This window comes from Halomonas caseinilytica, from assembly GCF_001662285.1.
In the GTDB taxonomy this organism is placed as follows: Bacteria; Pseudomonadota; Gammaproteobacteria; order Pseudomonadales; family Halomonadaceae; genus Halomonas; species Halomonas caseinilytica.
Map to the genome: position 1 here is coordinate 151,889 of NZ_BDEO01000002.1, position 18,656 is coordinate 170,544.

The 18,656-nt window shown below is 65.5% G+C and carries 17 protein-coding genes; 4 read left to right on the forward strand and 13 right to left on the reverse strand.

What is annotated here, in order from left to right; all coding sequences use genetic code 11:
* Window positions 1-32: 32 nt before the first annotated feature.
* From murB to HSDC_RS04790, 7 genes are read right to left on the reverse strand one after another with little or no spacing between them, the layout of a single operon-like run.
* Complete coding sequence (gene murB / locus HSDC_RS04760) at window positions 33-1,058, reverse strand: UDP-N-acetylmuramate dehydrogenase (protein ID WP_064698792.1); 1,026 nt, start codon at window positions 1,056-1,058, stop codon at window positions 33-35.
* Entirely contained in the window at window positions 1,055-1,531 is a 477-nt protein-coding gene (locus HSDC_RS04765) for a low molecular weight protein-tyrosine-phosphatase (RefSeq protein WP_064698883.1), read from the reverse strand. Before HSDC_RS04765 ends, murB begins: the two co-directional genes overlap by 4 nt.
* The gene (gene kdsB / locus HSDC_RS04770) at window positions 1,531-2,304 is read right to left on the reverse strand and encodes a 3-deoxy-manno-octulosonate cytidylyltransferase (protein WP_064698793.1); all 774 of its coding nucleotides are present in this window, start codon (window positions 2,302-2,304) and stop codon (window positions 1,531-1,533) included. The genes HSDC_RS04765 and kdsB overlap by 1 nt, the downstream gene beginning before the upstream one ends.
* Window positions 2,305-2,313: 9 nt before the next feature.
* Entirely contained in the window at window positions 2,314-2,523 is a 210-nt protein-coding gene (locus HSDC_RS04775; RefSeq protein ID WP_064698884.1) for a Trm112 family protein, read from the reverse strand.
* 55 nt (window positions 2,524-2,578) lie between these two features.
* The gene (lpxK, locus tag HSDC_RS04780; RefSeq protein ID WP_064698794.1) at window positions 2,579-3,571 is read right to left on the reverse strand and encodes a tetraacyldisaccharide 4'-kinase; all 993 of its coding nucleotides are present in this window, start codon (window positions 3,569-3,571) and stop codon (window positions 2,579-2,581) included.
* Window positions 3,568-5,310, reverse strand: coding sequence for a lipid A export permease/ATP-binding protein MsbA (msbA, locus tag HSDC_RS04785; protein WP_064698885.1), 1,743 nt, complete (start codon window positions 5,308-5,310; stop codon window positions 3,568-3,570). Before msbA ends, lpxK begins: the two co-directional genes overlap by 4 nt.
* Window positions 5,310-7,649 (reverse strand): DNA internalization-related competence protein ComEC/Rec2, encoded by a 2,340-nt coding sequence (locus tag HSDC_RS04790; protein ID WP_064698795.1) that lies wholly within the window; start codon window positions 7,647-7,649, stop codon window positions 5,310-5,312. Before HSDC_RS04790 ends, msbA begins: the two co-directional genes overlap by 1 nt.
* Before the next feature lie 120 nt (window positions 7,650-7,769).
* On the opposite strand from HSDC_RS04790, the gene HSDC_RS04795 reads away from it, so the two are divergent.
* Window positions 7,770-8,429, forward strand: coding sequence for a DUF2062 domain-containing protein (locus tag HSDC_RS04795; RefSeq protein ID WP_064698796.1), 660 nt, complete (start codon window positions 7,770-7,772; stop codon window positions 8,427-8,429).
* Here HSDC_RS04795 and HSDC_RS04800 read toward each other — a convergent pair.
* The gene (locus HSDC_RS04800) at window positions 8,335-9,060 is read right to left on the reverse strand and encodes an ABC transporter ATP-binding protein (protein WP_064698797.1); all 726 of its coding nucleotides are present in this window, start codon (window positions 9,058-9,060) and stop codon (window positions 8,335-8,337) included. The genes HSDC_RS04795 and HSDC_RS04800 overlap by 95 nt on opposite strands.
* Entirely contained in the window at window positions 9,053-10,294 is a 1,242-nt protein-coding gene (locus tag HSDC_RS04805; RefSeq protein WP_064698798.1) for a lipoprotein-releasing ABC transporter permease subunit, read from the reverse strand. The genes HSDC_RS04800 and HSDC_RS04805 overlap by 8 nt, the downstream gene beginning before the upstream one ends.
* A gap of 145 nt (window positions 10,295-10,439) precedes the next feature.
* On the opposite strand from HSDC_RS04805, the gene HSDC_RS04810 reads away from it, so the two are divergent.
* Complete coding sequence (locus tag HSDC_RS04810; protein WP_064698799.1) at window positions 10,440-11,498, forward strand: agmatine deiminase family protein; 1,059 nt, start codon at window positions 10,440-10,442, stop codon at window positions 11,496-11,498.
* Window positions 11,495-12,397 (forward strand): carbon-nitrogen hydrolase, encoded by a 903-nt coding sequence (locus tag HSDC_RS04815; RefSeq protein WP_064698800.1) that lies wholly within the window; start codon window positions 11,495-11,497, stop codon window positions 12,395-12,397. The genes HSDC_RS04810 and HSDC_RS04815 overlap by 4 nt, the downstream gene beginning before the upstream one ends.
* 162 nt (window positions 12,398-12,559) lie before the next feature.
* Here HSDC_RS04815 and HSDC_RS04820 read toward each other — a convergent pair whose 3' ends face one another.
* The 4 genes from HSDC_RS04820 to HSDC_RS04835 all read right to left on the reverse strand — a co-directional run bounded on the left by HSDC_RS04820 (window position 12,560) and on the right by HSDC_RS04835 (window position 18,042).
* Window positions 12,560-13,507: a Nudix family hydrolase gene (locus HSDC_RS04820; RefSeq protein WP_064698801.1), complete on the reverse strand. Its 948-nt coding sequence runs from the start codon at window positions 13,505-13,507 to the stop codon at window positions 12,560-12,562.
* A gap of 89 nt (window positions 13,508-13,596) precedes the next feature.
* Complete coding sequence (gene argJ / locus HSDC_RS04825) at window positions 13,597-14,826, reverse strand: bifunctional glutamate N-acetyltransferase/amino-acid acetyltransferase ArgJ (protein ID WP_064698802.1); 1,230 nt, start codon at window positions 14,824-14,826, stop codon at window positions 13,597-13,599.
* Between the two features lie 66 nt (window positions 14,827-14,892).
* Window positions 14,893-17,616 (reverse strand): preprotein translocase subunit SecA, encoded by a 2,724-nt coding sequence (gene secA / locus HSDC_RS04830; protein WP_064698803.1) that lies wholly within the window; start codon window positions 17,614-17,616, stop codon window positions 14,893-14,895.
* A gap of 60 nt (window positions 17,617-17,676) precedes the next feature.
* The gene (locus HSDC_RS04835) at window positions 17,677-18,042 is read right to left on the reverse strand and encodes a hypothetical protein (RefSeq protein WP_064698804.1); all 366 of its coding nucleotides are present in this window, start codon (window positions 18,040-18,042) and stop codon (window positions 17,677-17,679) included.
* A gap of 153 nt (window positions 18,043-18,195) precedes the next feature.
* Here HSDC_RS04835 and HSDC_RS04840 point away from each other — a divergent pair, with 153 nt between their 5' ends.
* Window positions 18,196-18,615 carry a DUF721 domain-containing protein gene (locus tag HSDC_RS04840; protein WP_082919948.1) on the forward strand — a complete coding sequence of 140 codons (420 nt, stop codon included), beginning with the start codon at window positions 18,196-18,198 and terminating at the stop codon, window positions 18,613-18,615.
* Window positions 18,616-18,656: the final 41 nt, after the last annotated feature.

An 18,656-nucleotide genomic window follows, 5' to 3' on the forward strand; every position in this document is an offset into this window, starting at 1 on the left:
GGGAGGCGAAGGACGAACACGCTAGCGTGCCGTCACCCCGCGTCGTCCGCCTCGCCGAACAAGCGCGGCTCCCGCTCGAGCACGACCTCGAAGGTGTCACGGACCCTCTCGGCTACCTCGGTGGCCATCTCCAGCAATTCCCCGGCACTACCACCGCCATGATGCACCAGCACCAGGGCCTGACGATCATGGACGCCGAAGTGCCCTCGGCGCCATCCTTTCAGGCCGCAGCGGTCGATCAGCCACCCCGCCGCCAGCTTGACGCCAGCCGCCTGGGAAAATTGCGGCATATCGGGATATTCGGCGCGCAACGCCTCGGCGTGTCCGAGTGACACGACGGGGTTCTTGAAGAAGCTCCCGGCGTTACCGAGCCGAGCCGGGTCCGGCAGCTTTTCGCGGCGCACGGCGCTGACGGCCTCGGCCACTTCCTGTGGCGTGGGATGCGCGGAAACACGACGCGACAGATCGCCATATGCCAGACGCGGCTCGGCATGACGGGAAAGCCGCAGGACCAGTCCCGTGATCGCCACCCGCCCCGCCAGTTCACGCTTGAAGATACTGTCGCGATAGCCGAAGGCGCACTCATCGGGCGTCATTGTCGTCTCGCGCCCATCTTCCAGCGATATCACGCGTACCGCCTCCAGCACCTCGTGAAGCTCCACGCCATAAGCGCCAATGTTCTGGATGGGAGCCGCACCGCAATGCCCGGGGATCAATGCCAGGTTTTCGACACCCCAAAGCCCCCGGCGCGCCAGTGCCATCACCAGGTCATGCCATACCACGCCGGCATCGACATGGGCCAGCACCTCCGTCCCCCGCTCTTCCAGCCACCAATCTGACATCGCCGGCTGGATGACCAGGCCCGATAGCGACGCCGGCAGGATCACGTTGCTGCCCCCACCGAGCAGCAATGGCGCGCGCCGCTCGAACTCGGCCAGTGCCAACGCCTCTGTCAGTTGCGCGGCAGATGACGGTGCCACGAAGCGTTCGGCACGACACGGCAACCCCAGGGTATTGAAGCCGGAAAGGTCGTGATCGACCCGCACCTCCAGGCTCAAGACGATGCCTCCAGTCGCTCACGCACACTTTCCAGCAAGCCCCGGGACGCAGCTTCCAGCAAATCCATCATCTCCTCGAAGCCCTGCTCTCCCCCGAAGTAGGGATCGGGCACCGGCGTGTCGGGCAGGCCGGCGAATGCCAGGAACAAGCCGATATGCGCCCGGCAGTCGGGCGGGCACTGAGCCTGCAATGCAGCAAGGTTGTCCTCGTCCATGGCCAGCAGATAATCGAAGCGCTCGAAATCGGCTGCCTCGAGCTGTCGGCCACGCAATCCGCTGATATCCAGCCCACGACGCGACGCCGCCTTGCGGGCTCGTGGGTCGGGGGGCTCGCCCACATGCCAGGGACCGACCCCGCAGGAATCGATCTCGACGCGATCGGCCAAGCCGGCCTCATCGAGCATGCGGCGAAACATGCCTTCGGCAGTGGGCGAGCGACAGATATTGCCGAGACAGACGAAAAGTACGCGAATCATGTCTCTTCTCCTTCGGCACGCAACCATTGGCGAACGCGTTCGAGGTCGTCTTCGGTGTCCACGCCGGGAGGATTGGGCTCCCGGGCCAGCCCGACCTGAATGGCGTGACCATGGTGCAGGGCACGCAACTGCTCGAGTTGCTCGAGCTGTTCCAGTGGCGACGGCGCCCAGTCGCGATATTCGGCGAGAAAGCCTGCTCGATAGGCATAGAGGCCGATATGTCTCAACCAGGCATCGGTCTGAAGCAGCTCGGGACGCTCGGCAAAGGCGTCTCTGTCCCAGGGGATGGGCGCCCGCGAGAAGTAGAGCGCCCTGCCCGAGGCTTCACGCACTACCTTCACGGCATTGGGATCAAACAGTGTCTCGACCTCGGTGATCGGCTCGGCGAGGGTCGAGATGGAAGCACCGGGATCATCGAACAGCCGCATGGCCACCTGATCGATCAGGGCCGGCGGAATCAAGGGTTCGTCGCCCTGGACATTGACCAGGACGGCATCGTCGGGCAGCGCCAGCCGCTCGGCCACCTCGGCCAGCCGATCGGTGCCCGAGGGATGATCGTCCCGGGTCATCACCACTTCGGCATCCAGGCCATCGAAGGCGGTACGGATGCGCTCGTCATCGGTGGCTACCACCACCCGAGCGGCGGCACTGCCCAAGGCCCGACGCCAGACGTGCGCGACCATCGGCTCTCCGGCAATCTCTCGTAACGGCTTGCCCGGCAGACGCGTGGAGGCAAAGCGCGACGGAATCACGACAATGAAATCCTGCATCCCCATCCCTCAGGCCTCGCCACTGTGTCCGGGGGACGCCGGCAGTTTCTCGTCGACATCCATCTGCCGGGCCTCATCGGGGAGCATCACCGGGATACCGTCACGCACGGGATAGGCCAGGCCATCGTAACGGCACAACAGCTCGCCGGCCTCGCGGTCGTATTTCAGTTTGCCCTTGCACAGCGGGCACACCAGCATTGCCAGCAGTTCCTTGTCCATGTCATCGCCTCCCATGAGCGATTTCGTCGGCCATTCCCGAGGATGGCACGAGGGTTCATAACATCGCCAGGCGCGCGTCCAGCCAGTCGACGAAGGCCGGTTCGGGCGCCGCTTCCACATCCAGGCTCCAGGCCGTGCCGGTCAGGTCGCGGCACTTGACCGCATCCTTGGCAGTCATCACCACCGGTCGGTCATCGTCGAAGGTCAGGTCGGCGGCGGTGAAATGATGATGATCATCGAAGGCATGAGCCTCGAACTCGACACCGAGCTCCCGTAGCGTCTCGAAGAAGCGTGCCGGCCGCCCGATGCCGGCCAGGGCGTGCACCGGTCCATCGAAGGGCAGCGGCGACAACGCCCGCTGCCGACCGTCGCCCAGCGAGCGCCAGGCCACGGGCGTCAAGCGCATGGCATGGCCACAAGCCGGTATATCCCGGCACAGCCGACCATTGATCATCACCGCATCCACCGTGTCGAGGCGCTCGACAGGCTCGCGCAAGGGCCCGGCCGGCAGGCAGTGTCCATTCCCCAGGCCACGATGCCCATCGACCACGACGATTTCCAGGTCACGGCCCAGCGCCAGGTGCTGCAAGCCGTCGTCGCTGATCAGGATGTCGCAGCCCGCTTCCAGCAGTCGACGACCGCCTCGAGGTCGATCCGGGTCGACCACCACCGGGCAGTCGGTCTGGTCGGCCAGCATGCGCGGCTCGTCGCCGCTCTCCGTGACCGGGGTGTCCGCCTCGAGATACAGCGGATATCGCTCGGAACGACCACCATAGCCTCGCGACAGGATCCCCGGCGTCCAGCCCGCCTCTCCGAGATGACGCGCCAGCCAAGCGACCAACGGTGACTTGCCGGTTCCGCCGAGCGTGATATTGCCCACCACGACCACCGGTACCGGCGCGCGCCAGACCGCCCGGCGCCCATCGACGTAGGCTTGCGTTCGGCGACGCATCACACCGCGATAGAGCACCTCCAGGGGACGCAGCGCCATCAGCCAACGCTCACCGCTATAGGCCGCTTCCAGCCAACGCTCGGCGAGCGAGGTCATACCGGTTCGTTCTCCCGGAACTGCAACCGATGCAGAGCCGCATAGGCACCATCCCGGGCCAGAAGCTCGTCATGGCTGCCCTGCTCGACGATCTCGCCGGCTTCCATCACCAGGATGCGGTCGGCGCGCTCGATGGTCGACAACCGATGGGCAATGACGAAGGTGGTACGGTCGCGACACACCTCTTCCAGGGCCGCCTGGATATAACGCTCCGACTCGGTATCCAGCGCCGAGGTCGCCTCGTCCAGCACCAGTAGCGGCGCATCCTTGAAGATCGCCCGGGCAATGGCCAGGCGCTGACGCTGCCCCCCCGAGAGCATGACACCGTTCTCCCCGACCACGGTGTCATAACCCTCCGGCAGCTTCTCGATGAACTCGTGCGCATGAGCAGCCCGGGCAGCCGCCTCGATGGCGGCCGGGTCGGCCTGCTCTACACCGTAGGCGATGTTGGCGGCGATACTGGCGTTGAACAGCGTGACCTGCTGCGACACCAGGGCAATGCAGCGGCGCAGCGGCGCCAGTCGATACGACTCGAGGGGCACGTCATCGATCAGAATACGCCCTGCCGTGGGATGGTAGAAGCGTGGCAGCAACCCCACCAGGGTCGACTTGCCGCTGCCCGACCGACCGACGATGGCAATCATCTCGCCCGGGGAAACCTCCAGGTCGATGCCCTTGAGCACTTCGGGCTGGTCCTCGCCATAGGCGAAGCGCACGCCCTCGAAACGCACCCGCCCCTCGAGGCGGCCCGGCTCCCGATCTCCTTCATCCTCCTCGGGCTCCTCTTCGAGCAGGCCGAACAGCTCGGCCGCCGCGGCGATGCCTTTCTGCACGGTGGCATTGATCTCGGTGAGCTGGCGTACCGGCTTGGCCATCAGGGATGCCGCCGTGATGAAGGCCACGAACTCGCCGGGCGTCATGTCGGCCATCAGCGCCGGCGACATGGCGAGCCACACCAGTACCGCCAGGGCAAGCGCCACCAGCAATTGAATGACCGGCGTGCTGGTGGCCTTGGTCAACGCCTCCTTCATGCTCTGGCGACGATTGACCTCGCTGGCCTCGGCAAAGCGTGCCTTCTCGTAGGCCTCGGCGCCGTGGGTACGCACCACCCGGTAGCCGGAGAGCGCCTCGGACGCCACATGGGTCACATCGCCCATGGAGCGCTGGATACGCCGCGAAATGCGCCGGAACCGCTTGCTGGCGTAACTGACCACACCGCCGATCAATGGCGTCACGGCCAGAAACAGCAGCGTCAGCATCCAGTTGGTCCACAGCAGATAGACGACCAACCCGATCACGAAAAGTCCTTCGCGCAGCAGGATGGTGATCGCCTTGGTGGCGGCACCGGTCACCTGCTCCACATGATAGGTGACCCGCGAGATCAGATGCCCTGAGGAATGCGCGTCGAAGAAACGTCCGGGGAGGTGCAGCATGTGGTTGAAGACGTCGCAACGCAGGGCATGCACCAGGTTGCGTGCTACATGGCTCATGAAGAAGGTGCCGAGAAAGGTCCCCAGCCCTCGGAAGGCAAACATGCCCACCACGAACAGAGGTAGCCACAACCGAAAGGCAGCATCCGGATCCTGGATGCCGTCGATCAGCCGCTTCATCATCTCGGCCAGCGCCGTGCTCGAGGCCGCATAGAGCAAATAACCCACGATCGCCAGGGCGAAGGCCTGCCAATGAGGCCGCACGTAACCCAGCAGACGCTTGTAGAGGACCCAGCCGGAATGTTCGATCACGGAGTCTCCGCTTCGGTGGATGAAGGCACGGGCAAGCCCGGCATGATTGCAGGCGATTCTAACGCAAGGCAGTCCTGCCCGACACCGCCAGGCCGCCAGGAGAGCGGCCGCGCCGCAGCGATACGCGGATCGTCGCGCCCACCCAGCGTCAGGGTCAATGCACCATCCTGGGCGGTGCTCCACAGACAGGTCCCCGCTCGTCGAAAACGGCGCACCACCTCGGCGGCGGGGTGCCCGAAGCGACTGTCGCGTGCCGCGCTGAAGATGACCGCACCGGGCGAGAGTCTATCCACCAGCGACGGCCCGGAACTGGTACGGCTGCCATGATGCCCCGCCACCAGCACTTCGACCGATCCCGACAGCATCGACAGGAAGCTTCTCTCCACCCGGCGGCCCACATCACCGGGTATCAGCAGGCGATGCGCCCCGGCGGTGACCAGCAGGACGCAGGAGCGGTCGTTGGCGGATAACCCCTCGACCCGCGGCGGCGGCCACAGGAAGCGAAACTCGACGCCATCGCGTCGCCAGACGCGCCCCGCTCGACACGAGGAAGCCGCAACCGGCAATGCCTCGCCCGGCGGCGCCAGATAGCGTTCGACATCATGCTCGGCGCTCAGGGCGGCCAGACCGCCGGCATGATCCTGATCACCATGACTGACGATCACGTCATCGAACGCCTGGCCGGGCGCCCATAGCGTCTCGAGCGGCATGAAGCCAGACCCGAAGCGCGGCCCGGTATCCACCAGCGCACGATAGCGGGCAGTGCGCAGTTCCACCAGTTGTCCCTGGCCGACATCATACACCCTGACCCACAGGGTGCCCCGGGCCGGTGCCGCGACCGATAGCCAGATGCCGCCAAGCGCCAGCAACAGCGTGCCGAGCATTCGCCAACGCCGATCCAGGCCCGGCAAGGCCCAGAGCACCCCGACGAGCCCCAGGCCGATGGCCAGTGGCAAGCGGTGTGCCGACACTGGCTCCCAGAGCGGCAGCACCGCCACGGCGCGCTCCAGGACCACCGCCAGAAGATGCGTCAGGTTCGCAAACAGACTCCAGCAGGCCGCCGAGAGCGGCGGTATCCAGGCCAGCAACCAGCCCAGCAGCCCCAGGGGCACCATCAAGCTGCTGACCAGGGGAACCGCGACCAGGTTGATCAAGGGTGCGGCCGGCGCGAGTCGTCCGAAAGCCAGCAGCACGGCCGCCGCCATGACCGGCGCCAACAGACACTGGGTACGCACCAGGGCCAGGCACCAGCCACGCACGCCCTTCGGTCTCGCGCGTCCCTGCCAGATCAGGATCAACAGCGCCACGGCAATAAAGGAAAGCCACAACCCGGGGCGCCAGGCGGACAAGGGATCGAGCAGCAGGACCAGCGCCAGTGCCAGCCACCATGCCTGCCAGGTACCCGGCGCATGGCGACCGCTGGCCACCCAGAGCCCGACCAGGGTCATGATCAGGGCACGCAGTGCCGGTGCTTCCAGTCCTGCCAGCAACGCATAGCCGGTAGCGGCCAGGCCCGCGCACCACCAGGGCCAGATTGCCATGCGCCAGCCGCCCGGTACCAGGCAGCGCGCCAACAGGCGCGACACGCCCAGCGCAAAGGCGGCCACCAGGCCGATGTGCAATCCCGAGATCACCACCAGGTGGGTGGTGCCACTGGCATTGAGCAATTCCCAGTCCTGCGTCTCGAGCCGCTGGTCCGCACCGAGGGTCAGCGCCGCCAGCCAGCGCATCGGACGGGGCGCCAGCTCATGTTCATCGAGATGCGCCAGAGCCAGCCGGTGTACCGAGATACCGGCCTCGGCCAACCGATGCGGCGCTGGTGACTGGCGCAGATAGCCTGTGGCCTGGATGCCCTCGCGCCAGAGCCAGCCGCGATAGTCGAAGGTACCGGGATTGGCGAACCCCGACGGCGGGCGCAGACGGGCCGTCAGCCGCCAGCGCTCTCCCGCCCGCATGTCAGGCCCCTGGTAGACGCTCAGTCGCACCCGGGACAGACGATCGCAAGCAGGCAACCCGGCGGCCAGCGGCCGGCAATCTTCGACCGCCAGTTCGAGACGCGTCATCCCGACTTGGCGCGACACCTCCATCACGCGCGCCTCGAGGCGCACATCCTGGCGACTCAGTCCCGGCGCCAGTTCACCGCCTGTCACCATCAAGACCCGTACGGCCACGAGCATCACCACCGCCATCAACAGACCTTCACGCCAGCGACGCCATGCCAGGCACCAAAGGCCGATGGCCCCCAGCCCCTGCAATGCCGCCGTCGTGGCGAAGGCCCCGAGCGATGCGCCCGCCAGGGCAGCAAGCGCCAACGGCATGGCCCATCCCTGTCTCATCCCATCATCCCTGAACGGCCCAGGACATCCGTAAAAACCGACCGCTCACCCGAACGGCGTGGCGAGCTGCACGGCTTGTATGGATAATAGCTCCAGTTTCGAAGCCGCGAGCCTCCTGTCATGCCGCGCCGACTCCTGCAGCGCTACCTGCCACATCCCGATACGCTCAGGCGCCAACGCTCGCTGCGCTTCATGGGCCAATTGATCGGCAATCCGTCACTGTGGATGCTGTCCCGGCGCAGCGTTGCCAACGCCTTCTTCGTGGGGCTCTTCTGTGCCCTGCTGCCGATTCCTGGGCAAATGGCCCTGGCCGCCCTGGGCGCCTGGTTCCTGCGCGCCAACCTGCCCCTGTCCGTGGGGCTGGTATGGATCACCAACCCCCTGACCATGCCACTGATCTTCTACGGCAATTATCGACTCGGCGCCTGGTTGCTGGACGGCCCGGTGCGTGCAGCACCCGAGCAGCTCTCGACCCGGTGGGTCGCCGAGCAGATGCTCGACATCCTCCCGGCACTGGCACTCGGCTCGCTGGTGGCAGCGGTGGTTTGCGGCATTGCCGGCAGTCTGATCATTCGGCTGCTATGGCGATGGCAGGTCGTGCGCAGCTGGAAGCGCCGCGCCGCACGGCGGCGGCACCTCCGGCAGATGGACCGGCCAACGGGCGGGCCGGTCCTGAAGGGTGAGGTCAGTCGCGAGACGCTTCGTCGGTCAGGCGACCGCCATCCAGACGCAGGACACGATCCTGGTGCGCGGCCAGACCCGGATCGTGGGTCACGATGACGAAGGCGCACGCCGCCGTCTCGGACAGCTCATCCATCAATGCCAGGATGCTCGCCGCTGTCGACTGATCGAGATTGCCGGTGGGCTCATCCATCAACACCAGGCTCGGATCGGTGACCAGGGCCCTGGCGATGGCCACGCGCTGACGTTCGCCACCCGACAGTTCCCCAGGCTTGTGGGCGGCCCGCTCGCGCATGCCGACCCGCGCCAGGATTTCCATGGCGCGAGACTCGGCCTCGCGCTTGCGCTGACCGCGCACGATCAGCGGCAAGGCCGCATTCTCCAGCGCGGTGAATTCGGCGAGCAGATGGTGAAACTGGTAGACGAAGCCGATATGGCGATTGCGAAAACGCCCCAGAGCCGCATCGCCCATGGTGTGCAGCACCTCGCCGGCAACACGTACCTCGCCTTGGCTGGGGCGATCCAGGCCGCCCAGCAGGTTGAGCAGGGTCGTCTTGCCCGACCCTGAACTGCCCACCACGGCGACCCGCTCGCCGGCTCGTACCTGCATTTCCAGAGCATCCAGCACGGTGAGGTCGCGCGGACCCTCGCGATAGACCCGCGTCAGTTCGCGGCATTCCAGCATCACCTCGGCGGCTGCCGTGTCTCGAGTCATGGCCGTGTCACTCATAGCGCAGCACCTCCGCAGGTTGGACCCTGGCGGCGCGCCAGGCCGGATAAAGCGTCGACAGGAACGTCAGGCCGAAGGCCGCCGCAACGATCCTGCCCACGTCGGACCAGAGCAATTGCGAGGGCAGCTCGCTGATGAAATAGACCCCGGCGTCGAGGAAGTGAATGCCGAAGGTCGACTCGACGAAGGCGATGATGTCGGACACCGTCAAGGCCAGCAGAACGCCGAGCCCCACGCCGATCAGGATACCGATCACGCCGATCGCCAGTCCCTGGACCATGAAGATGCCCATGATCGAGCGTGGCGTGGCGCCGATGGTGCGCAGGATGGCGATATCGGCATGCTTGTCGGTGACCACCATCACCAGGGTGGAGACGATGTTGAAGGCGGCCACCGCGATGATCACGGTGAGCAGCAGCGCAATCATGCGCTTCTCCATCTGGATCGCCTGGAAGAGGTTGCCCCGCGTGTAGGTCCAGTCGAGGCCCCGATAGCCCGGCCCCAGTTCATCGATGATCGACCGGGTCACGCTGCCGGCCTTGAACAGATCGTCGAGCTCCAGACGCAGGCCACCCACGTCGTCGCCCATCCGCGCCAGGGTCTGCATGTCCTCGATGTTGGCATAGGCGAGGTTGGCATCCAGGTCGGCACCGACACTGAAGATGCCGCTGACCGTGAAGCGCTTGAGCCTGGGGAAGACGCCAGCCGGGGTGATCGAGGCCTCGGGCACCAGCAGCGTCACGCTGTCGCCCACGCCGACCCCGAGCTGGCGCGCCAGGATCTCGCCCAGCACGACGTTCCATTCTCCCGGCACCAGGTCGTCGAGACTGCCCTGTGACATGTGCTCGTCGATGATCGAGACATCACGCTCCCAGTCGGGGTCGATGCCGTTGACCATGGCGCCATGATTGCGTCCGCCTACCGCGAACATGCCTTGCTGCTCGACATAGGGCGCAGCACCGATGACATGTTCGCGCTGCGTCAAGCGCTCGGCGAGCGATTGCCACTCGGTCATGCCCGAGGGCTTCTCGATCTGGGTATGGGGTACCATGCCCAGTATTCGGGTCCGCAATTCCCGGTCGAAGCCGTTCATCACGGAAAGCACGAGAATCAGCACCGCCACGCCGAGCGTCAGGCCCAGCATGGAGGTCAGGGAAATGAAGGAGATGAAGTGGTTGCGCCGCTTGGCGCGAACATAGCGCAACCCGATCAATAGTGGCAGACGATCCAGCATATCAGCGTTCCTTGTCGGCGGGCGCTCATGGTACGGCTTTTTGGTTCTGGGTGCATCGCCCTGCCCCTGCATTTGCGCGATCCTTGCATCATCGGTTTCGCCGGCCTACATTCGCGCTTTCCGTCCCCCTCATGAGGCCCGCTCCATGGCCAATCGCCTGCTGCCCGAATGGGCGCCCCAGGACGCCGTGCAACTGACCTGGCCCGGTCCCGACAGCGACTGGCGCCCCCTTTTCGAGCGCATCGAAGCGACGCTCGAGCGCCTGGTGACGGCCATTGCCCGCTACCAGGCCGTGCTGATCGCCGTGCCGAACGCCATGGTCCGTGATCGGCTGGCCGAGCGTTTCGCTTGGCTCGGCGTTCCCGACGACCGCCTACACCTGATAGTGGCCGAGGCTGACGATACCTGGACCCGCGATCACGGCCCCTTGACGGTCGAGCGAGATGGCAGCCCACTGCTGCTGGACTACGTGTTCACCGGCTGGGGCGGCAAGTTCGAAGCCGCGCGCGACAACGATCTGACCCGGCGCTTGCATGCCGCCGGCGCCTACGCCTGTCCGCTGCAGTCGCGCGAGCTGATCCTGGAAGGCGGCGCCATCGATACCGACGGGGAAGGCTCCCTGTTGACCACCGAGGCCTGCCTGCTCAACGACAATCGCAATGCCGGCCTCGCGCGACGGGACATCGAGGCACGCCTGGCCGCGGATCTCGGTATCGAGCGGGTACTCTGGCTGCGCCATGGCCACCTGGAAGGCGACGACACCGACAGCCACGTGGACACCCTGGCACGCTTCTGCGACCCCGCCACCATCGCCTACATGCGCTGCGACGATCCCGACGACCCCCACTACCCCGAGCTCGCGGCCATGGAGACCGAGCTGCGCGCCTTGCGCCGTGCCGACGGCTCGCCCTACCGCCTGATCGCGCTACCCTGGCCAAGCCCCTGCTTCGATCCCGAGGACGGCCACCGCCTGCCTGCCACCTACGCCAACTTCCTGATCATCAACGGCGCGGTCCTGGTTCCGATCTACGGCGATGCCGCCGATACGCTCGCCCTGGCCACGCTCGGCGAGGCGTTTCCGGACCGCGACATCGTGCCCATCGACGCCTCCACGATGATCCGCCAACATGGCAGTCTGCACTGTCTGACCATGCAACTGCCACGCGGCACCCTCGACCGCCACCGCGAAGGAGATGGCTCATGACACGCACCCTCAAGGCCGGCCTGGTCCAGCAGCCCGCCTGGCCCGACAAGTCACGCAGCCTCGCCGAAAGCGAAGCCGGCATACGCGAGCTCGCTGGGGCCGGCGCCGAATTGGTGGTGCTCCAGGAACTGCACGCCACTCACTATTTCTGTCAGTACGAGGATCCCGAGCTGTTCGACCTGGCCGAGCCGCTGGACGGCCCCACCGGGCAACGCCTGGCAGCCTTGGCGGCAGAGCTCGGTATCGTGCTGATCGGCTCGGTGTTCGAGCGTCGCGCGCCGGGCGTCTACCACAACACTGCCGTGGTCTATGACCGCGAGCAGGGCCGGGTCGGCCAGTATCGCAAGATGCATATTCCCGACGATCCGGGCTTTTACGAAAAATTCTATTTCACGCCCGGGGATCACGACGCGGCTCGCGGCCAGGGTTTCACTCCCATCGACACCTCGGTGGGACGGCTCGGCGTGCTGGTCTGCTGGGATCAGTGGTATCCAGAGGCCGCCCGCCTGATGGCCATGGCCGGCGCCGAGCTGCTGCTTTACCCCACCGCCATTGGCTGGCACCCGCCCGACGACGATGACGAGAAGGCCCGCCAGAAGGACGCCTGGACACTGATCCAGCGCAGCCATGCCGTGGCCAATGGCCTGCCGGTGATCGTCGCCAACCGCGTCGGCCACGAAGCGGACCTTTCCGGCATCGGCCCAGGCATCGACTTCTGGGGCGGTAGCTTCATCTGCGGCCCCCAGGGGGAAATGCTGGCCCACGGTGGCGAACAGGCCGAACGCCTGCTGGTGACGCTGGATCTGGCACGTGGCGAGCAGACCCGCCGCATCTGGCCCTTCCTGCGCGACCGGCGCATCGACGCCTATGGTGATCTGTCTCGACGCTACCGGGACTAGGAACTGTGCAAAAAGTGTCTGAACTCGATGCTACAGCGTTGATATCGGCCTCGAGATGCTCATCGACGCCTTCGACGTTCCTTCCCCAGAAACATCAAACCCTCCGCGGCATCGCCGGGAGGGTTTTTCTTACAGCTTATAGCTTAGCTCCGGCAAAACCGGTCACTTCCAGAAGTCGCGAATCGAGGCGATACCCTGGGCGCCGACGGCACGGGCGTGGTTGGCATCGTGGCGCGTCATGCCGCCCAGCGCGAAGACCGGCATGCCGGCATGCTCCACGAGCTGCTGGAAATCGTGCCAGCCGATCGGCGCCACCTCGGGGTGCGACGGTGTGGTGCGCAACGGCGAGAGGGTGACGAAATCGCAGCCGATCCGATGCGCCTGATCCAGTTGCTCGCGATCATGAGTCGACGCCGCGAGCCATTTCTCCTCGCTGATCGGGCGGCGCTCCAGGCTCATCAGCCGCTCGCTGGTCAGGTGGATGCCATCGGCATCCACCCGCTCCAGCAGCGTCGGCTCCCCGTTGAGCATCAGGCGTGCCTCGAAACGCCGGCACAAGGCCAGCGCCTTCTCGGCCCGGGCCACGTAGGCGTCTTCATCCAGCGTCTTGGCGCGCAGTTGTACCAGGCGCACGCCATCCTCGCGCATCGCGCGTTCCAGACGCTCCAGGAATACGTCCTCGTCGTCTTCCTCGGCACTGATCAGATACTCGGTGGGCAGCATCACCGCACGCAGGATCGGCAGGTTGGCCGCGGGGAACGGATAGCCATGCAGCTCTTCCATGGGCACCCAACGTACCGCCTGTCCCTCACGGCCGAAAGGCTCGCCGGCGAAATCATGCACTTGCCAGACGTCGAGCAGCACGTGCTTGTCAGCGTATTCATGATGGATACGGATCAATGGCTGGGCACGACGAATCTCCACGCCCAACTCCTCGTGCAGTTCGCGTTTCAGCGCCTCCAGCCCCGTCTCGTAGGGTGCCAGCTTGCCCCCGGGAAACTCCCAGAGGCCGCCTTGATCCACATTGGACGGCCGCCGGGCGAGCAAGACCTCACGACCATCGGCGCTGATGATGGCGGCAGCCGCCACATGCACCCTTCTTTTCACCATTGTGTTCATTCACCTTTCCAACGTTTCCGCCGCGTGCGGCGGGGATTGCTATGGGGCTCATCGATTCGCGAACGCTGTCGCCCGCCGGTTCAGCTACGGTAATCGGCGTTGATGGCGACGTATTCCCGCGTCAGGTCCGTGGTCCATACGGTGGCACCGCGATCCCCACGTCCCAGATCGATGCGAATGCCGATCTCTTCCTGGGCCATGGCCTCGCTGCCAGCTTCCTCGGTATAGCCCGGGGCACGCCCGCCCTGCTCGACCAGTCGCACGCCACCGAGGTCGATGGTCACCCTGGAGACATCGAAATCGGCCACCGGGGCCCGCCCCACGGCGGCAAGAATCCGCCCCCAGTTGGCATCGCTGGCGGCCAGTGCCGTCTTGACCAGCGGAGAATGCGCCACCGTGAAGGCGACATCCAGCGCCTCGTCGCGGGTCACCGCACCATCCACTTGAAGGGTGACGAACTTGGTCGCCCCCTCACCGTCACGCACGATGGCCTGTGCCAGTTCATTCATCACCCGCTGCAGTCCGTCGCGGAACGCGGCCAGGCGATGTTCATCGTTCACCGCCGCACCGCGCCCCGTGGCGATCAGCATGCAGGCATCATTGGTGGAGGTGTCGCCATCCACGGTGATGCAATTGAAGGAATGCGCCACCGCTTCGCGCAGCACGTCATCCAGCACGGCCGGCGCAATGGCCGCGTCGGTGGCCACGAAGCCCAACATGGTCGCCATGTTGGGCTTGATCATGCCCGAGCCCTTGCTGATGCCATTGATGGTGATGGTCTCGTCACCCAAGGGCACCACGACGCTGGCTCCCTTGGCCCGGGTATCGGTGGTGAGGATGCCCTCACCCGCCGCCGCCCAGCCCTCGGGGCCATCATCCAGGGCACGCAACGCCTCGGGCAGGCCCGCCAGCAAGCGGTCCATGGGCAGCGTCTCGCCGATCACGCCGGTGGAGAACGGCAGTACCGAGGTGGCCTCCACATCGACGAGTCCGGCCAGCTCCGTACAAGTGGTCCGGGCGTCGCGCAGGCCAATCTCGCCGGTGCCGGCATTGGCGTTTCCAGTGTTGATCACCAGATAGCGTGGCGCCGTGCCGCGGGTGGCACAGGCCGCCAGGTGCTCACGCGCTACCGTCACCGGCGCGGCGCAAAAGGCATTGCGCGTGAAGGTGCCGGACACGGAGGCGCCTTCCGGCACCTCGATCACCACCAGGTCACGACGGTTCGCTGTCTTGATGCCCGACATCGCCGTGCCCAGCCGCAGCCCCTCGATCCTGGGCATTGCCGGGAAATGTGATTCACCCACCGCCATGGCGAATACTCCTCAATGAGTCAGGACAATAACACTACCAAGCGAGATGCCGCGCAGGCATTGTATTCAGCTCAGCTTGCCGCAGCACTGCTTGAATTTCTTCCCTGAACCACAGGGGCAAGGATCGTTACGCCCAACCTTGGGCCCTTCACGACGGGCCGGACGGCCATCGTTGCCAAGCGCAGGTTCCGGAGACTCCGGCGCCTCGTCTGCGACATCCTCCCGCCGATTGGCAGACGCGGCCTGTTCCCGCTCCAGAGACTCGCGACGCTGACGCTCCAGTTCCTCCACTTCCTCGGGTTGACGCACCTTGACGTGACTGAGGATCCGCGTGACATCGGACTTGATGTTGGTGAGCAGCAACTGGAAGAGCTCGAAGGACTCGCGCTTGTATTCCTGCTTGGGGTTCTTCTGTGCATAACCGCGCAGGTGAATGCCCCGACGCAAGTGGTCCATGGACTGCAGATGTTCCTTCCAGCGAGTATCCAGCACCTGCAGCATGACCTGCTTCTCGAAGCGCCGCATCAGCTCGGGGCCGGCGACCTCGACCTTCTCTTCGTAGGCCTCGCGATGCATGGTCTGGAGACGCTCGCGGAGTTGCTCCTCATGGAAGCGCTCGTCGTTCTCGTACCATTCCACCACGGGCGCATCGAGGTTGAACTCGTTCTTGAGATGCGCCTCGAGCCCCGTCAGATCCCACTGCTCCGGCAGGCTCTGGGGTGGCACGAAGCTGGTGATGGCCTCATCCAGCACCTCTTCGCGGATCCCCAGGACATTCGCGGAAACGTCCTCGGCCCCGAGGATGTCGTTGCGCTGCTCGTAGATCACGCGGCGCTGATCGTTGGCCACGTCGTCATACTCGAGCAGTTGCTTGCGGATATCGAAGTTGCGTCCCTCGACCTTCTTCTGGGCTCGCTCGACGGCGTTGGAGACCATCTTGTGCTCGATGGCCTCGCCTTTTTCCAGCCCCATGGCCTGCATGAGCCGCTGCACGCGATCGGAGCCGAACAGACGCATCAGGTTGTCTTCCAAGGACAGGAAGAAGCGGGTCGACCCCGGATCACCCTGCCGGCCGGAACGACCGCGCAGCTGATTGTCGATACGCCGTGACTCGTGGCGCTCGGAGCCGATCACATGCAGACCGCCGGCGGCCAGCACCGCCTCGTGGCGCGCCTGCCATTCTTCCTTGATACGCTCGATCTGCGTCTCGTCGGGAGAGTCCAGCTTGGCGACCTCGGCTTCCCAGTTGCCCCCCAGCACGATGTCGGTACCACGCCCGGCCATGTTGGTGGCGATGGTGATCGCACCCGGACGCCCCGCCTGGGCAATGATCTCGGCCTCGCTCTGGTGCTGCTTGGCGTTGAGCACGTTGAAATCGAGCCCCGCCTTGCGCATCAACTCGGCCAGGTATTCGGAGGTCTCGATGGAAGCCGTCCCCACCAGGACCGGGCGCCCCTTTTCGGTCTGCTCCTTGACGTCCTCGATGATGGCGTTGAACTTCTCCTCGGCGCTCAGATAGACCAGATCGTTCTGGTCCTTGCGGATCAGCGGGCGGTTGGTCGGGATCACCACCACATCGAGCCCGTAGATCTGGCGAAACTCGAAGGCTTCGGTATCGGCGGTGCCGGTCATCCCGGACAGCTTGTCGTAGAGGCGGAAATAGTTCTGGAAGGTCGTCGAGGCCAGCGTCTGGCTCTCGCGTTGCACGGTCACGCCTTCCTTGGCCTCCACGGCCTGGTGCAGCCCTTCCGACCAGCGGCGGCCCGGCATGCTGCGCCCGGTGTGCTCATCGACGATCACCACCTGCCCTTCGTGGACGATATAGTCCACATCACGGTGATACAGGTGGCGGGCACGCAGGGCCGAGTGCATGTGCTGGAGCAGGTTGAGGTTCTGGGCCGCATAGAGCGAGTCCTCGGCGCCGAGCAGGCCCTCGGCGCGCATCAACTCCTCGACCTTGTTGTGCCCGCCCTCGGTGAGTTCCACCTGCTTTTGCTTCTCGTCCAGCGTGAAATCACCGCTCTCCGGATCTTCCTCGTCACTGCACGGCGTCAGGCCCGTGGCCAGTCGGTCAACGATCCGATAGAGCTCGGTGTTCTCGTCCACGGCCCCGGAAATGATCAAGGGCGTACGCGCTTCGTCGATCAGGATCGAGTCCACCTCGTCGACGATGGCAAAGTGCAGGTCGCGCTGAACCTTGTCCTCCAGGGAGAAGGCCATGTTGTCGCGCAGATAGTCGAAACCGAACTCGTTGTTGGTTCCGTAGGTGATGTCGCAACCGTAGGCACGGCGCTTCGCTTCCGGGCTCTGACCGGCATAGATGGTCCCAACCGTCAGCCCGAGGCTCTCGTACAGCGGACGCATCCAGTCCGCATCACGGCAGGCCAGATAGTCGTTCACCGTCACCACGTGCACGCCCTTGGCGGGCAGCGCATTGAGATAGACCGCCAGGGTCGCCACCAGGGTCTTGCCCTCGCCGGTCTTCATCTCGGCGATGCGGCCATTGTGCAGGGTGATACCACCGACCATCTGCACATCGAAATGGCGCATGCCCATGACGCGCTTGCTGGCTTCGCGAACCGTGGCAAACGCCTCCGGCAGCAGGGCATCCAGTGTCTCGCCATTGCTCAGCCGCTCGCGAAAGACTTCGGTCCGCGCCTTGAGGGTCGCGTCATCGAGACCCTCGTATTCCGATTCCAGCGCATTGACACGCGTTACGATACGGTTCATGCGCTTGATTTCACGGTCGTTCTTGGAACCGACGACCTTACGTAGCAGGGTGTTGATCATGAAGGGTCCTGTCACTGCATGTGGCATCCGGCCGGCTCTCGGGTCCGGCCGCTTCGTCGCTCATCCCGACAGGAGGGATGGCGGGCCACGGCGCGTCAGGACATCATGGGCCGCGACGGCCCGCAGCGGCTCACGGCATACCACTGGAAGGGGCTGCCCGACCGGACGACAAGGCGCCATCCGGGACAGCCAGCGGCGCCGCGAGCGGCGCCTTGCCTGGAGTTGCCGGGAGCTGGCACGGATCAGGGCCGGCGCCAGGATGCACATCTGCACGACACGTTCGACAGGACGCCACTCAGCCTGGGCCAGACCCGCCGGCAACAGGCAGCCCACCAGCAACCCGGCCAGCCACCAGCGCGCCGGCGCGCCTCGAGGGCGTCGCGACGGCGCCGAAGGGGCGCGAATGTCCGTGGAAAGAGAGGCCATGCTGTCGAGAAACTCCCGTGCGTGCTAGGCTCTGGCTGTCGTAAGGTCGTCGACATCCGCCCAAGGCGGCGCGGCGACCGAGAATCACGTCAGGGGGATGCCCCGAGAATCAAGCTGATGAGTATAAAGGTTAAGCGGTTCCGAGCACAGCCCATGTCGAGGCTCCTGGAAGGCCGGGGTGAGCTGGGATCATTGATGCGGACGGCACGCTTGATCGAGCGTGCCCAGGAACATCTTCGCGCCCACCTCCCTGCCGAACTCGGAGAGCACCTTTATGTCGGCGGCTTCCGCCAGGGCCGATTGACCTTGATCACGGACCGCGCCACCTGGCTGACGAGACTCCGCTATGAACAGCCGCGACTGTTGAAACGACTCCACGAGCTTGCCGGCTTCGAGGCGGTCAGCGGCTTCGACCTCAAGGTTCGCCCGGTGCGCCCGCCCAAGGCACCGGTACGCCAGACACGCCATCTCCCCGCCCGTGCTGCCGATGAGCTGTCCAGTTGCGCCGCCGACGTCGACGACCCCCGCTTGAAACGCGCCTTGGAGCGCCTCGCCTCACACGCGGAAACCTGACTCCGCCGACATCGTACCGCCATACGAAACCGCCGCCCGGC

Bases quoted from the DNA above. Each gene is read 5' to 3' on its own strand.
- kdsB (WP_064698793.1), bottom strand. From the start codon at position 2,304: ATGCAGGATTTCATTGTCGTGATTCCGTCGCGCTTTGCCTCCACGCGT.
- HSDC_RS04775 (WP_064698884.1), bottom strand. From the start codon at position 2,523: ATGGACAAGGAACTGCTGGCAATGCTGGTGTGCCCGCTGTGCAAGGGC.
- lpxK (WP_064698794.1), bottom strand. From the start codon at position 3,571: ATGACCTCGCTCGCCGAGCGTTGGCTGGAAGCGGCCTATAGCGGTGAG.
- HSDC_RS04790 (WP_064698795.1), bottom strand. From the start codon at position 7,649: ATGAGACAGGGATGGGCCATGCCGTTGGCGCTTGCTGCCCTGGCGGGC.
- HSDC_RS04795 (WP_064698796.1), top strand. From the start codon at position 7,770: ATGCCGCGCCGACTCCTGCAGCGCTACCTGCCACATCCCGATACGCTC.
- HSDC_RS04800 (WP_064698797.1), bottom strand. From the start codon at position 9,060: ATGAGTGACACGGCCATGACTCGAGACACGGCAGCCGCCGAGGTGATG.
- HSDC_RS04805 (WP_064698798.1), bottom strand. From the start codon at position 10,294: ATGCTGGATCGTCTGCCACTATTGATCGGGTTGCGCTATGTTCGCGCC.
- HSDC_RS04810 (WP_064698799.1), top strand. From the start codon at position 10,440: ATGGCCAATCGCCTGCTGCCCGAATGGGCGCCCCAGGACGCCGTGCAA.
- HSDC_RS04815 (WP_064698800.1), top strand. From the start codon at position 11,495: ATGACACGCACCCTCAAGGCCGGCCTGGTCCAGCAGCCCGCCTGGCCC.
- HSDC_RS04820 (WP_064698801.1), bottom strand. From the start codon at position 13,507: ATGGTGAAAAGAAGGGTGCATGTGGCGGCTGCCGCCATCATCAGCGCC.
- argJ (WP_064698802.1), bottom strand. From the start codon at position 14,826: ATGGCGGTGGGTGAATCACATTTCCCGGCAATGCCCAGGATCGAGGGG.
- secA (WP_064698803.1), bottom strand. From the start codon at position 17,616: ATGATCAACACCCTGCTACGTAAGGTCGTCGGTTCCAAGAACGACCGT.
- HSDC_RS04835 (WP_064698804.1), bottom strand. From the start codon at position 18,042: ATGGCCTCTCTTTCCACGGACATTCGCGCCCCTTCGGCGCCGTCGCGA.
- HSDC_RS04840 (WP_082919948.1), top strand. From the start codon at position 18,196: ATGTCGAGGCTCCTGGAAGGCCGGGGTGAGCTGGGATCATTGATGCGG.